Annotated in this window: 10 protein-coding genes; 3 read left to right on the forward strand and 7 right to left on the reverse strand. The window is 64.6% G+C overall.

Annotated features, from left to right (window positions below; translation table 11 throughout):
* Positions 1 to 191: 191 nt before the first annotated feature.
* Both ACIGJE_RS20540 and ACIGJE_RS20545 read left to right on the forward strand, forming a co-directional pair.
* A complete protein-coding gene (locus ACIGJE_RS20540; protein ID WP_367623169.1) occupies positions 192 to 848 on the forward strand; it encodes a MerR family transcriptional regulator in 657 nt (218 codons plus the stop codon).
* A 126-nt stretch (positions 849 to 974) separates the two neighbouring features.
* Positions 975 to 2,606, forward strand: coding sequence for a phytoene desaturase family protein (locus ACIGJE_RS20545; protein WP_415081621.1), 1,632 nt, complete (start codon positions 975 to 977; stop codon positions 2,604 to 2,606).
* 144 nt (positions 2,607 to 2,750) lie between these two features.
* Here the strand turns inward: ACIGJE_RS20545 and ACIGJE_RS20550 are convergent, their stop codons facing one another.
* From ACIGJE_RS20550 to ACIGJE_RS20560, 3 genes are read right to left on the reverse strand one after another with little or no spacing between them, the layout of a single operon-like run.
* Positions 2,751 to 5,015, reverse strand: coding sequence for a xanthine dehydrogenase family protein molybdopterin-binding subunit (locus ACIGJE_RS20550; protein WP_415081619.1), 2,265 nt, complete (start codon positions 5,013 to 5,015; stop codon positions 2,751 to 2,753).
* On the reverse strand, positions 5,008 to 6,066 hold the full coding sequence (locus ACIGJE_RS20555) for an FAD binding domain-containing protein (protein ID WP_483678629.1): 1,059 nt from the start codon (positions 6,064 to 6,066) through the stop codon (positions 5,008 to 5,010). The genes ACIGJE_RS20550 and ACIGJE_RS20555 overlap by 8 nt, the downstream gene beginning before the upstream one ends.
* Positions 6,063 to 6,560, reverse strand: a complete 498-nt coding sequence (locus tag ACIGJE_RS20560) for a (2Fe-2S)-binding protein (protein ID WP_311935463.1) — start codon at positions 6,558 to 6,560, stop codon at positions 6,063 to 6,065. The genes ACIGJE_RS20555 and ACIGJE_RS20560 overlap by 4 nt, the downstream gene beginning before the upstream one ends.
* A gap of 305 nt (positions 6,561 to 6,865) precedes the next feature.
* Here ACIGJE_RS20560 and ACIGJE_RS20565 point away from each other — a divergent pair, with 305 nt between their 5' ends.
* Positions 6,866 to 7,459: a TetR/AcrR family transcriptional regulator gene (locus ACIGJE_RS20565; protein WP_415081614.1), complete on the forward strand. Its 594-nt coding sequence runs from the start codon at positions 6,866 to 6,868 to the stop codon at positions 7,457 to 7,459.
* Between the two features lie 28 nt (positions 7,460 to 7,487).
* Here ACIGJE_RS20565 and ACIGJE_RS20570 read toward each other — a convergent pair whose 3' ends face one another.
* From ACIGJE_RS20570 to ACIGJE_RS20585, 4 genes are all read right to left on the reverse strand, one after another.
* Positions 7,488 to 9,761, reverse strand: a complete 2,274-nt coding sequence (locus tag ACIGJE_RS20570; protein ID WP_415081612.1) for an FdhF/YdeP family oxidoreductase — start codon at positions 9,759 to 9,761, stop codon at positions 7,488 to 7,490.
* A gap of 201 nt (positions 9,762 to 9,962) precedes the next feature.
* A complete protein-coding gene (locus tag ACIGJE_RS20575) occupies positions 9,963 to 10,403 on the reverse strand; it encodes an NIPSNAP family protein (protein WP_483678630.1) in 441 nt (146 codons plus the stop codon).
* A gap of 86 nt (positions 10,404 to 10,489) precedes the next feature.
* A complete protein-coding gene (locus tag ACIGJE_RS20580; RefSeq protein ID WP_394308129.1) occupies positions 10,490 to 11,398 on the reverse strand; it encodes a LysR family transcriptional regulator in 909 nt (302 codons plus the stop codon).
* A 95-nt stretch (positions 11,399 to 11,493) separates the two neighbouring features.
* Positions 11,494 to 13,644: a sodium-translocating pyrophosphatase gene (locus ACIGJE_RS20585; RefSeq protein ID WP_311935473.1), complete on the reverse strand. Its 2,151-nt coding sequence runs from the start codon at positions 13,642 to 13,644 to the stop codon at positions 11,494 to 11,496.
* Positions 13,645 to 14,042 lie beyond the last annotated feature (398 nt).

The raw sequence follows: 14,042 nt of genomic DNA on the forward strand, positions 1-14,042 counted from the left end.
GCGGCCCGCAGCGACAGCCGTCATCGCCTGTCGGCAATGGGCATCTCTTTCCTCCTCAAACGGTTTCAAACTACCATCCGATGAAGTTTTGGGTTGGAAACAAGTGATAAACGCTTGTCTTTCATCACAGAATCGGACGAGTGATAGGGGAAAGGCACGATTCGCCGCTTTCCGCTCGGGAGTCCGGCAGCATGGAAAAAGCACCTGACGCGTTCCGCACCATCAGCGAGGTCGCCGAGGATCTCGACCTGCCCCAGCACGTCCTGCGCTTCTGGGAAACCCGCTTCAGCCAGATCAAGCCGCTGAAGCGCGGTGGTGGGCGTCGCTATTATCGCCCTGACGACATCGATCTGCTCAAGGGCATTCGCTACTATCTCTATGGCGAAGGCTACACCATCAAGGGCGTGCAGCGCATCCTCAAGGAGCGTGGCAACCGGCATGTGATCGAGATCGGCCGCGCGCAGAATGAGGATTATGTACCACCCGTCGCGGTGATCCCGCGGGCGGACGAGGAAGAGCGCCGCCGTGAGCGGGCCGAATGGCCGGAGGCGGAGGCTCCTGCACCGGGTGATCCGGCCGGGGACTATGACGAGCGCGATGATCGGATCGAGCCCGTCTTCGACGAAGAGTCCGAAGCTTACGAGCCGCCGCCAGTCCAGGCCTCGCTGCCGCTGTCATCCCTCGCGGGACCGCCCATGCGCAGCGAGCCGCGCCCCGCGCCGCCTCCGGTCGCGCAGGCTGAAAGCGGCAGTGGATTGTCGCTGGGCGACGAGCGTCGCCGACGGCTGCAGACGGTGCTGCTGGAACTCGGCGAGTGCAAGCATATCCTGGAAGCTGCCCGCGGCTGAGAAGCCGAAGCGTCACAGCAGGTGCCACATCCGCCTCTTGGAGGCGCGGCATAGGCGGCATAAGAAGGAGCCGACGGGACGTCCGCGGCGCCAGCCGCTGCGTCATAACAAGAAGGCTTCGAGGAATTGGCTGACGCAACTTCGCCCGCGGTCCACAGCGCGAACACTCCCTATGACGCGGTCATCATCGGCGGTGGCCATAACGGCCTGACCTGCGCCTATTACCTCGCGCGAGCTGGCCGGCGGGTCAAGGTGCTGGAGCGCCGTTCCGTCGTCGGCGGCGCCGCAGTGACGGAGGAGTTCCATCCGGGTTTCCGCAATTCCATGGCCTCCTACACGGTGAGCCTGCTCAATCCCAAGGTCATCCGGGACATGGAGCTGGAGCGTCACGGCCTCAAGGTAGTCGAGCGCCAGGCCTCCAATTTCTTCCCCTTCCCCGACGGACGCTACATCCTCTCCGGCGAAGGCCGCACCCAGAGCGAGATCGCCAAGTTCAGCCAGAAGGATGCCGCCCGCTTCCCGGCCTATTGCGACGAGATCGACACCATTGCCGACGTGCTGCGCGACCTCATTTTGGAGACGCCGCCCAACATCTCCGACGACGGCTGGTTCGGCTCGCTGCCGGAATTGCTGCGCGCCGGCAAGCTGGGGCATCGGCTGTCCAAGCTCGACATGCATCATCGCCGCGTGCTGCTCGACCTCTTCACCAAATCGGCGAGCGACTATCTCGACGGCTGGTTCGAAAGCCCGGAAGCCAAGGTCTTGTTCGGCTTCGATTCCATCGTCGGCTCCTATGCCGCCCCCTCGACGCCGGGCTCGGCCTATGTGCTGCTGCACCACGTCTTCGGTGAGGTGAACGGCAAGAAGGGCGCCTGGGGCCATGCCGTCGGCGGCATGGGCGCCATCACCCAGGCCATGGCCAAGGCTGCCCGCGAGGCCGGTGCGGAAATCGAGACGGAGGCCCCGGTCCGCCGGCTCATCATAGAGAAAGGCGTCACAGCCGGCGTCGAACTGGAGGATGGCCGGGTCATCCGGGCCAAGGCCGTGGCGGCCAATATCGGCCCGCGCCTGCTCTTCGACAAGATCGTGCCCGAGGAAGCCGTGCCGGCCGATTTCCTGCAGCGCATCCGCCGCTTCAAATGCGGCTCGGGCGTGCTGCGCATGAATGTCGCGCTCTCCGAATTACCCAGCTTTACTGCCCTACCCGGCAAGGAACAGGGCGTCCACCACACCGCCGGAATCATCATCGGGCCTAGCCTCGATTATATGGAAGATGCCTTCCTGGAGGCCCGCCGCCTCGGCTGGAGCCGGCAGCCCATCGTCGAGATGCTAATCCCCTCAACGCTCGACGACACGCTCGCGCCCAAGGGCCAGCACGTCGCCAGCCTGTTCTGCCAATATGTGGCACCGTATCTGCCGAACGGCGGGAGCTGGGATGCCCATCGTGAGGAAGTCGCCGACCTGATGATCGACACGGTGGAGCGCTACGCTCCTGGCTTCAAGCAGAGCGTGCTCGGGCGCCAGGTGCTGACGCCCCTCGACCTCGAACGCGTGTTCGGCCTTGTCGGCGGCGACATCTTCCACGGCACCCTGTCGCTCGACCAATTGTTCTCGGCCCGGCCGATGCTCGGCTACGGCGATTACCGCACGCCGATAAAGGGGCTCTATATCTGCGGCTCCGGCACCCATCCCGGCGGCGGCGTCACCGGCGCCCCCGGCCACAACGCCGCCCGCGAAATGCTCTGCGACCGGGTGTAGTCCACCGTCATCCCGCGCGCGGTGCAGCACGAAGTGGTGCGCCGCAGACGCGGGACCGCAATGAGAACGAGATCCATTCCTTGGGCGATCCCGGATCTGCGCTGCACCACTTCGTGCTGCTGCGCGTCCGGGATGACCGCTACCTCACAGCAACTCCTCGATGGCGATCGGGAATTTCCTCACGCGCTTGCCGGTTGCGTGCCAGATGGCATTGGCCACCGCGCCCGCCGTACCGGTGATGCCGATTTCGCCGACGCCCTTGATGCCGAGCGCGTTCACATGGGGGTCGTGCTCCTCGACCAGGATGGCCTCCAGCGAGGGGACGTCGGCATTGACGGGCACGTGATATTCGGCGAGATCCGCATTCATGATCCGGCCCGAGCGATGGTCGACAACCGCATGCTCGTGCAGGGCGAAGGACACGCCCCAGATCATGCCGCCCAGATACTGGCTGCGCACCAGATGCGGGTTGACGATCCGCCCCGCCGCAAAGGCGCCGACGAGCCGGCTGACACGCACCTGCCCAAGATCGGGATCGACCTTGACCTCGGCAAAGACCGCGCCATGGGCATGCATGGCATAGCTTGCCTGCGATGCCGGATCGGCGCTGCCGCGTCCCCTGGCCTCGACCTCTGCCAGGCCGGCCCGGCCGAGAATCTCGGCATAGCTCTCGCTGCGGCTTTCGTCGTCCCGGCGGAAGAGCCGGCCCTCGCGGGCGATCACGCCGGCATTGCCCGCACCGAACAGCGGCGAGCGCTCGTCGCCTACGGCCAGTTCCGCCAGCTTGGCGATCACCGCCGCGCCGGCTTCGTGGATGGCCGCGCCAGCCGTGGCGGTATGCGCCGAGCCGCCGGCGATACCGGCATCCGGCAGGTCGGAGGTACCCGCCCGGAATTCCACCTGCTCGATATCGAGGCCCAGGCCGTCGGCAGCGATCTGGGCGAGAGCCGTCCAGGCCCCCTGCCCCATGTCATGCGCACCGGTTTCCATCAGACCGGAACCGTCTCGCCGAATCACGGCCCGCGCCTCGGCCTGGAACATCAGGGCCGGAAAGATGGCGGTGCCCATGCCCCAGCCGACGAGAAAGCCTGCCTCGTCGCGCATCTGGCGGGGACTCAGCGGCCGGCCGGCCCAGCCGAAGCGCTTGGCGCCTTCGGCATAGCATTCACGCAGGGCCTTGGAGGAGAAGGGTTTGCCGGTGGTCGGCTCGATCTCCGCATAGTTCCTGAGTCGGAATTCCAGCGGATCGATGCCGCTTGCCCAGGCCGCTTCGTCCATCGCGCTTTCCAGGGCAATGGAACCAGTGGCCTCGCCGGGCGCCCGCATGAACAGCGGGGTTCCCGTATCGGTGCGCACGGCGTCATAGGTGGTGGCGATGGCGGGGCTGGCATAGAGCGCATGCGAAGCGCCGGCAGCAGGCTCGAAGAAATCGTCGAAGGTGGACGATGCCGTGCGCGCGTGATGAACGAGCGCCGTCAGTGCCCCGTCTCCGGCAACCCCGAGCCGCAAGGTCTGGCGGGTCGGAGCGCGATGGCCCACGGGCCCATACATCTGGTCGCGCCTGACCACGAGCTTCACTGGCCGTCCGACGAGGCGGGCCGCCATGATGCCCAGGATCTGCGGCCCGGCAACGAGACCCTTGCAGCCGAAGCCGCCGCCGAGAAACGGGCTGCGGATGTGGATCTTGTCGGGTGCGATGCCGAAGAGACCGGCAATGCGGCCCTGCGCCATCGCCATGCCCTGGCTGGGCGTGTCGATCGACAGGCTGTCGCCCTGCCAATGCGCGACGATGGCGTGCGGCTCGATCGGGTTGTGATACTGGGCGGGCGTCTCATACACCGCCTCGATCTTCCTGTCCGCCCCGGCGAAGCCGGCCTCGATGTCGCCATGCACGGCTTGCGACGGATTGCCGACGCCAACGGCCGGCGGCACGAAGCTGTCCCCATCGAGGCCGATCCGCGCTGTCTCGGCCTCGTAGCGCGGCGCCAGCAGCGCGGCCCCTTCCGTCGCAGCCTCCAGCGACTGCGCGATCACCACGGCGATCGGCTGGCCGGCATAGCGCACGCGATCGTTCTGCAGCACGTCGAGCCGGAACATGAAGGGATGATCCTTGGCATCCGGATCCTGCGCCAAGGCCGGCTTGTGGTCCGGCGTCATCACCTCCACCACGCCCGGATGGGCCTTGGCCGCTTGGACATCGAGGGAAGAAACCCGGCCGCGGGCAATCTGCGCAACCGCCATCACGGCATAGAGCATGCCGGCGGGATGGTTGTCAGCCGCATAGCGCGCAGCTCCGGTGACCTTGAGGACGCCGTCCCGGCGCGTCAGGGGCTGGCCGATATTGGAACCGTGCCGGACATGCGCCGGAGCCTGGTTCGGCTTGAGGTCGGGCGTAATGAGTTCAGGCATCTCGACGGGCTCCGGGGAGGGTTGAGAAAGGGGAACCTGGCAGAGCGGGGATACGATCCGGCGTGCCGGTAGCCGCTTCGGCCAGGGCGCGCACGAGCGTGCGGCGCGCCAGTTCGATCTTGAATTCATTGTCGCCGGAGGGCTTCGCCTCGGCGAGAGCCACCTGCGCGGCGCGCTGGAAGACGGCTTCGTCCGGGGTGGCGCCGGCCAGAACCGCCTCCGCTTCGAGCGGCCGCCAAGGCTTGGCCGCGACGCCGCCCAGCGCCAGCCGTGCCTCATCGATCACCCCATCCCTGAGACGCAGGGCAGCGGCCACCGATACTACGGCAAAGGCATAGGATGTCCGCTCGCGAACCTTGAGATAGCGGGCATGAGCGGCAAAGCCGGCGGCGTCGGCGGGCAATCGCACCGCCACGATCAGGTCGCCCGGCTCGAGGGCCGTATCCTGCTCCGGCGTATCTCCCGGCAGGCGATGCAACTCGCCCAGCGGGATCTCGCGCCGCCCTGCCCTGCCCTCGATTTCCACCGTGGCGCCGAAAGCCGCCAGCGGCACGCAGAAATCCGAAGGGTGGGTGGCGATGCAGGCTTCGCTCCAGCCCAATATCGCATGCAGGCGGTTCTCGCCGCCGCGGGCATCGCAGCCCGAGCCTGGTGCACGCTTGTTGCAGGCGCCGGCAAAGTCGAAGAAATAGGCGCAGCGCGTACGCTGCATCAGATTGCCGCCGACAGTCGCCGCGTTGCGCAACTGGCCCGATGCCCCGGACAGCAGCGCCTCCGCGACAGCAGGATAGGTTCTTGCGAAAGCCGGGTCATGGGCAAGGTCGGCATTGCGCACGAGTGCACCGATCCTGACGCCCCCATCGGGCAGCCAGTCGATCGCGCCGAGATCCGGCAGTCGGGTGACGTCAACGAGCCGGTCGGGACTGACAACGTTTGTCTTCATCAGGTCGAGGAGATTGGTGCCGGCGGCCAGAAAGGCAGAACCGGGCTGGGATGCCGCCGCGACCGCCTCCGCAATCGTCGACGGTCTCACATAATCGAAGCTCTTCATGCCGATTTCCTCCGTCCGCCCTCGGCGAGGACATGGTGAGCCTCCAGCACCGCTTCGGTGATGCCGGCATAGGCCGAGCAGCGGCACAGATTGCCGCTCATGCCTTCTCGAATGCGCTCGGGATCGTCCCCGGCCTGGCCTTCGCGGATCAGGCCGATGGCACTCATGATCTGGCCGGGTGTGCAGAAGCCGCATTGGAACCCATCATGGGCGATGAAGGCCGCCTGCATGGGGTGAAGATGCTCGCCCTGGGCGACGCCCTCGATGGTTTCGATCTCCGCGCCATCATGGCTGACGGCAAGCGCCAGGCAGGAATTGATGCGGCGGCCATCCACCAGGACGGTGCAGGCGCCACATTGACCACGGTCGCACCCCTTCTTGGTACCGGTGAGATCGAGGCGTTCCCGCAGGAGGTCGAGAAGCGTCACCCTCGGATCGTCGAGTTCGACGTGACGTTGCTCACCGTTGACGGTGAGGCTGATGGAGAAAGTCATGCACTGCTCCAATCGACTGATTTTTGGACGGTCCAGGCTGCCGAGGCCAAGGCGCCTTAGAGGGAGGCCGATTCTCTCGGATCGGAGGCGCTTGTCTCTTCAGAGACTCTGGAGGAGCACGATCCAGGCGGGTCGAACTCCAGGCTTCAGGCCGCGAGACACAATCTGGGCGGCCGGATGCAAACGGGCTGCCCAAGGGAATCGGGCATCGATTTGATTGGAGAGCATCTGTCTGATTTGATGCTCATGCAGTATTTATACGGAGGGTCCCTCCGTTTTGCAAGGGGCAGGCTGGCTGAATTCAGATGGTGGAGCAAACCGAGAAAACAAGACGCAAGCCGCGCGCCGATGCGATCCGCAATCGGGAACGGCTGCTGGCGGCTGCCAAGACCGTTTTCAGCAGAGGCGGCTCCGAAGCGAGTCTGGAGGCGGTCGCAAGGCAGGCGGAAGTCGGCATCGGCACGCTCTACCGCCACTTCCCCACCCGCGAATCACTATTCGAGGCGGTCTATCGGCAGGAAGTGGATCATCTCAGCGAATTGGCGGAGCAGCTGAAGGACGATGCAGAGCCGGTCGATGCGGTCCGCCGCTGGCTGCATGCCAATGTCCAGCTGGTCGCGACCAAGAAAGGCATGCTGACGGCATTGGCACTCGCTGCCTACGCCCCGTCCGAACTCTATGCCTATTCCTTCGATCGCCTGACCACGGCGCTTGGCATCCTGCTGAACCGGGCCGTCGCCGCCGGACAGATGCGGGCGGACGTGACGCCGGAAGATCTGCTGCGGGCCCTGGTGGGCATGTGCTACATGCGCGACCATCCCGGCTGGCTGGAAGCCGTGCAGCGGCTCGTCGACGTTTTCGTCGACGGCCTGTGTGTCGGGGCCGCGAAGGCGGGTTGAGCGCCCCGTCGGCTGGCCTTCTTGTGCATCAGCCTGTTTTCCGGATCCGCACCGGCACGGATTTGTAGGAAGGGGTCCCGCTTTCCTCATCCTTGTAGTCGAGGGGCACCAACCCATTGGCTTCGGGATAATAGGCCGCGACCGAGCCACGCGCGATATCATAGGCAATGGCGGTAAGCTTGAGTCGTCGCGGCTCGCCCGATGGCAGCGCCGTCTCGATCTCGACGAGATCGCCATGCTCCAGTCCCAGCCGGGACAGATCCGCCGCATTCACGAACAACACGTCACGACGGCCGAACACGCCGCGATAGCGATCATTCAAGCCGTAGATCGTGGTGTTGTACTGATCATGGCTGCGGATGGTCGCCAGCTTGAGCACGTCGGCGTCGGCGCTGGCTGTATCCTCTTCCAGCCCCTTGAAGGACAGGAACTCGGCCTTGCCCGATGGGGTCGGCCAGATGCGCTCGGTCGGCGGCAAGGGCAGGCGGAAGCCACCGGGGATGCGGATACGCTGGTTATAATCCTTGAAGTCCGGCAGGACATTCTCGATCGCATCGCGGATGAGATCGTAATCGGCCACCATCTCGGCCCAGTAGACCTTGCTGTCGGGCAGCGTCGCCATGGCGATGCCGGCGACGATGGCCGTCTCGGAGCGCAGATATTCGGAGGCCGGTGGCAGCTTGCCGCGCGAGGCATGCACCATCGACATCGAATCCTCCACCGTCACGGCCTGGGCCCCGCTCGCCTGCATGTCGCGCTCGGTCCGCCCCAATACCGGCAGGATGAGTGACTGCTTGCCGATGAGAAGCTGCGAGCGGTTCAGCTTGGTGTCGAGATGCACCGTCAGGTCGAGCTTGCGCATGGCGGCATGGCTGCGCTCGGGATCCGGCATGGCGACCGCGAAATTGCCGCCCAGGCAGATCAGGATCTTCGAGCTGCCTGCGTCGATCGCCTCCATGGCGGCCACCGCGTCATGGCCGTGATGACTTGGCGGCTTGAAGCCGAAAGTACGCTCGATACCCTCGAACAAGGGAGCATTGGGCCTTTCGGTGATGCCGACCGTACGGTTGCCCTGCACGTTGGAATGGCCGCGCAGGGGGCAGATGCCGGCCCCCGGCTTGCCGAAATTGCCTTTCAGCAGCAGGAGATTGGCGATCTGCTGCACATTGGCAGTGCCCCGATTGTGCTGCGTGATGCCCATGCCATAGGCGACGATGGTGGCGTTCGAACGGGCATAGGCCGTCGCGACCTCGCCGAGCTGGGCCTTGCTGAAGCCGCTGATGGCCTCAATGGCCTGCCAGGACGTCGCAGCGAGGTCGGCAGCGAACTCGGCAAAGCCACGTGTGTGATTGGCGATGAAATCGTGGTCGAGGACTTTGTTGTCCGATGCTTCGTCCATCTCGACCAGGGCCTTCATGACGCCCTTGAGGGCAGCGGCATCCGCGCCGACCTTGACCTGATAATAGGACGAGGCGATCCGCGTGGAACCGAAGGTCCCCATCTCGACAGGGTTCTGGGGGTCGGCGAAGCGCTCGAGCGCCCGTTCCTTCAGCGGATTGAACACGATGATCGGCACGCCGCGGCGCGAGCATTCATGCAGCGTGCCCATCATGCGCGGATGGTTGGTGCCCGGATTGTGGCCCAGCGAGAGGATCAGCTCGCAATGGTCGAAATCCTCCAGCGAGACGGTGCCCTTGCCGATGCCGATCGATTGCGGCAGGCCGACGCTGGTCGCCTCGTGGCACATGTTGGAGCAATCGGGAAAATTATTGCTGCCATATTCGCGGGCAAAGAGCTGGAACAGGAAGGCCGCCTCATTAGAGGCCCGGCCAGAGGTGTAGAACTCGGCCATGTTTGGATCGGGCAGGCTGCGCAAGGCGGCGGCGATCCGCGCGAAGGCATCGTCCCATTCGATCGGCTGATAGGTATCCGTCTCCGAATCATAGGCCATCGGATGGGTGAGGCGGCCCTCGTTCTCGAGGTGATAGTCGCTCCAGCCCAGGAGCTCGGTCACGGTGTGATCGGCGAAGAATTCCGGCGTGACGCGTTTGCTCGTCGCCTCCCAGGTCACCGCCTTGGCACCGTTCTCGCAAAACTGGAAGGTCGAGCGGTGCTCCTTGTCCGGCCAGGCACAGCCCGGACAGTCGAAACCGTCCGGCTGGTTCATCCGCAGGAAGGTCAGCGGCGCCTCGAGCACTTCCATCTGCGTGCGCACGGCCGCTGCCGTCGCCTTGAGGGCACCCCAGCCGCCGGCGGGGCTGTCATAGGCTCTGATCCCGGGAACGTCGCGCTTGCGGGCCATATATCCCTCCGCTCCTCTGAGTCTCGTTGGATCGTCGCGGGTCGCGGCCAACCCGGCCGCCCTCGCATATCGAGGAGCATACCGGGTTGTTTCGGCTCAACCCCAATCCAGCTTGCGCGTTCTCCCCATCCTGTCAACCGACATGAAAGACGCGGTCGGAAAGGTAGGCAGAGAGCCTGCGTCAGGGGAAATTGCCGCCTCTCAGATCAAGGGCGCGTAGTCGACAGCCTGCATGGCGCGATCTTCGATCACGCCGACCATCTTGCCGTCACGGGCCACGGTTTCGTCCTTGATGCGTTGCCATTCCTGATCGGCCATAAAGCGATCCCAGCTTGCTTTCATGGTCTCGGCATCCGGCCAGCGCAGCAGATAGACGAATTCCGTTCTCTTCGGCGTGGTCGTCTCCCATAGCGAAGCGAAATCAAAGCCATAGGTCTTCATGATACGGACGGCATGGTCACGAAAGCGAGCATGGAAAGCCGCCTTGTTGTGCTCGAATATTTCATAGATGCGCAATTGATAGATCATTGGTTTCCTGCTCCTTCGGGCATGGCTGGAGCCGGCATGCAGAGCAAAGGCCGCCGTCATGGCAGCCGCTGCACATTTCAGGACATCGCGTCGGTCCGTGGTCTGAAGGTTCATGGCAACCGCTCCCGCTCAGCTCGGAAGCGATTTTGATCACCCAGCGATCATTGTAAAATATATTATAGATAATCGATTGATAGCTATCACATATCAAACGTGCTCAACCGGCTGACGATTTCGATGAAGCTGTCGCGGATCGGCGAGGCGATATCGGCGCGCCAGCCGAGAACCATGTCCATGTGGCTCAATTCATCCGGTGCGGTGGTGACGATCGGGCAAAAGGCCACGCCCTTGCGGTTCTCCTGGGTGGCCGAGGCCGGCACCAGCGCCACCCCGAGGCCGCCTGCCACCAGGCCGACGACGGTCTGCATCTCGCAGGCCTCCTGGGTGATGCGCGGTTCGAAGCCTGCATGGCGGCATAGGGCGATCAACTGGTCATGGAAGCTCACTCCCTCGTCGCGAGGAGTCATGATGAAATCCTCCCCGGCCAGTTGCTCGAGCCTTATCGCTGTACCGGCTGCGAGGGGATGATCGTCGGGTAAGGCCGCCAGGACCGGCTCACGCTCGATCCGCTCGAAGCGAATATCGGCTGCCGGTACGCCCGGCCAGCGCATGAAGCCGATATCGGCCTGTTTGCCTCGCAGGGCCTCGATCTGCTTGGCCGTGGTCGCCTCGCGCAGAACCAGTTCCACCTCCGGGAAACGGGAGCGGAAGGTTCGCAGTGCCAGCGGAACCAGATCGCGGCGGGCCGTGCCGACAAAGGTGATGGCAAGCCGGCCCGCCAGTCCCGCCTCGATCCGGCGTGCGCGCAGGGCTCCCTGCTCCAGGGTTGCCAGGCAGGCTTTCGCCGTCTCCAGAAACGCGGCCCCGGCATCGGTCAAGGCGACATGACGATTGCTGCGCGTGAACAGGCGGGCGCCGACCTTCTCCTCGAGCTTGCGCACGGCCTGGCTGAGCGGCGGCTGGGCCATATGCAGGCGCTCGGCCGCGCGATGGAAATGCAGTTCCTCGGCGAGGACGACGAACTGGTGCAGGAGGCGCGTCTCGATCATCGGTCAGAACCATCGCGGCCGTGGTGCCGGCCTGTTTCAAAACGAAAGAGGGAGGGCATTGCCCTCCCTCACCCGCCATAGACTATCGCGAAAGCTCAGTGATGGGCCAGGATGGCCAGCAGCAGCAGCGCGACAATGTTGGTGATCTTGATCGCCGGGTTGACGGCGGGGCCTGCCGTATCCTTGTAGGGATCGCCGACCGTGTCACCGGTCACCGAGGCCTTATGGGCTTCGGAGCCCTTGAGGTGCTTGGTGCCGTTGGCGTCGATGAAACCGTCCTCGAACGACTTCTTGGCATTGTCCCAGGCGCCGCCGCCCGCCGTCATCGAGATGGCGACGAACAGGCCCGTGACGATCACGCCGAGCAGCATGGCGCCGACGGCGGCGAAGGCATCCGACTTCGAGCCGGTGATCCACAGCACCAGGAAATAGATCACGATCGGCGACAACACCGGCAGCAGCGAGGGGATCAGCATCTCCTTGATGGCAGCGCGGGTCAGCAGGTCCACCGCCTTGCCGTAATCCGGCTTGTCGGTGCCCTGCATGATGCCGGGCTTCTCGCGGAACTGGCGCCGGACCTCCTCGACGATGGCCGAAGCGGCCTTGCCCACGGCGGTCATGGCGATGCCGCCGAAGAGATAGGGAATGAGGCCGCCGAGCAGCAGGCCGACGACCACGAAGGGATTGGCCAGCGAGAAGTTCGGCTGCACCCCGGCGAAGTAGGGATACTGGGCCGAATTCGAGGAGAAATAGGCAAGGTCCGAGGTATAGGCCGCGAACAGCACCAGCGCCCCGAGGCCGGCCGAGCCGATGGCATAACCCTTGGTGACGGCCTTGGTGGTGTTGCCGACGGCGTCGAGCGCATCCGTCGACTTGCGGACTTCCTTGGGCAGGCCGGCCATTTCGGCAATGCCACCGGCATTGTCGGTGACCGGGCCGAAGGCGTCGAGCGCCACCACCATGCCGGCGAGGCCCAGCATGGTCGTCACGGCGATCGCCGTGCCGAACAGGCCGGCAAGCGTGTAGGTGGCGACGATACCGGCGACGATCACGATGGTGGGCAGTGCCGTCGCTTCCAGCGAGACCGCGAGGCCCTGGATGACGTTGGTGCCGTGACCGGTGACGGAAGCCTGCGAGATCTCGCGCACCGGCCGGTAGCCGATGCCCGTATAGTACTCGGTGATCCAGACGATCAGGCCGGTCACCACCAGGCCGACAATGCCGCAGGCGAACAGGGAGGTGCCGGTGACGTCATGGCCGCCAATGGTGCCGATCGAGCCCCAGCCGATCAGGAAATGCGTGGCGACGGCCAGGCCCGCCACCGAAAGCACGGCCGAAGCGATGAAGCCCTTGTAGAGCGCGCCCATGATCGACTGGTTGGCGCCGAGCTTGACGAAGAAGGTGCCGACGATCGAGGTGACGATGCACGCCGCGCCGATGCCGAGCGGATAGAGCAGCACGTTGGAGAGCACCGGCGTTCCGGCGAACAGGATCGCCGCGAGCACCATGGTGGCGACCACGGTGACCGCGTAGGTCTCGAACAGGTCGGCGGCCATGCCGGCGCAGTCACCGACATTGTCGCCGACATTGTCGGCGATGGTGGCAGGGTTGCGTGGGTCGTCCTCGGGAATGCCGGCCTCGACCTTGCCGACGAGATCACCGCCGACGTCGGCGCCCTTGGTGAAGATGCCGCCGCCCAGACGGGCGAAGATCGAGATCAGCGAGGCGCCGAAGCCCAGAGCCACCAGCGAATCGATGATCTCGCGCGCCTGCTTGGGATCGGCGAAGGAGAGCTGCATCGGGCCGGTCAGCACATAGTAGTAGACGGCGACGCCAAGCAAAGCGAGACCGGCCACCAGCATGCCGGTGACAGCACCGGCCTTGAAGGCGACTTCGAGCCCCTGCCCCAGCGAGTTCATCGCAGCTTGTGCCGTGCGGACATTGGCTCTCACCGACATGTTCATGCCGATGAAGCCGGCAAGGCCCGAAAGCACTGCGCCGATCAGAAAGCCGATGGCGCTCGGGATCGAGAGGAAATAAGCGACCAGCGCGAAGATGATGATGCCGACGCCGGAAATGGTGACGTATTGGCGCCTGAGGTAAGCCTGTGCGCCTTCACGCACGAAACCGGCGATTTCCTGCATCCGGGCGTTGCCGGCGGGCTGCGCCATCACCGACTGGAATGCCCAGATTCCGTAAACGAGGGAAAGCGCCCCGCACGCAATAATGACCCACAGAGAAAGCATGGACTAAATGTTCCTTGTTCTTTACTCGCACAAGCCACTGAACAAATCGCACGAACGAACGACCCCTGCCCTTCGTATCGAAGGTCAGGATATTGCAGGTGCGGCGAATCCTCCCACCGGAGCCGTCTGATTGTCCGGATTGCCGCGATGCTGCCAAAATCATACGGGCAGCGCAACCGACGCCGTGCGTTCGCGGCAAGTTCTTTCGAAGATCCTCTTGGTGCGTCACCCGCCGGAAAACTGTCACGCCTCTGTCATCGGCTCTTGCCAAGGAAGTCCACGCTGAAGCGTTTCGCAATTCGGCCATATTGCTGAAAATTGCGAAGACACGTCGAAACAACAATGACCGGGAGCAAAGACGCGTTTTCGCTGAGGCGCGTCTGTGTTCTGGCCACCGA

Source organism: Labrys sp. E2SS-1L (genome assembly GCF_057073705.1).

Bases quoted from the DNA above. Each gene is read 5' to 3' on its own strand.
- ACIGJE_RS20540 (WP_367623169.1), top strand. From the start codon at position 192: ATGGAAAAAGCACCTGACGCGTTCCGCACCATCAGCGAGGTCGCCGAG.
- ACIGJE_RS20550 (WP_415081619.1), bottom strand. From the start codon at position 5,015: ATGCCTGAACTCATTACGCCCGACCTCAAGCCGAACCAGGCTCCGGCG.
- ACIGJE_RS20555 (WP_483678629.1), bottom strand. From the start codon at position 6,066: ATGAAGAGCTTCGATTATGTGAGACCGTCGACGATTGCGGAGGCGGTC.
- ACIGJE_RS20560 (WP_311935463.1), bottom strand. From the start codon at position 6,560: ATGACTTTCTCCATCAGCCTCACCGTCAACGGTGAGCAACGTCACGTC.
- ACIGJE_RS20565 (WP_415081614.1), top strand. From the start codon at position 6,866: ATGGTGGAGCAAACCGAGAAAACAAGACGCAAGCCGCGCGCCGATGCG.
- ACIGJE_RS20570 (WP_415081612.1), bottom strand. From the start codon at position 9,761: ATGGCCCGCAAGCGCGACGTTCCCGGGATCAGAGCCTATGACAGCCCC.
- ACIGJE_RS20575 (WP_483678630.1), bottom strand. From the start codon at position 10,403: ATGAACCTTCAGACCACGGACCGACGCGATGTCCTGAAATGTGCAGCG.
- ACIGJE_RS20580 (WP_394308129.1), bottom strand. From the start codon at position 11,398: ATGATCGAGACGCGCCTCCTGCACCAGTTCGTCGTCCTCGCCGAGGAA.
- ACIGJE_RS20585 (WP_311935473.1), bottom strand. From the start codon at position 13,644: ATGCTTTCTCTGTGGGTCATTATTGCGTGCGGGGCGCTTTCCCTCGTT.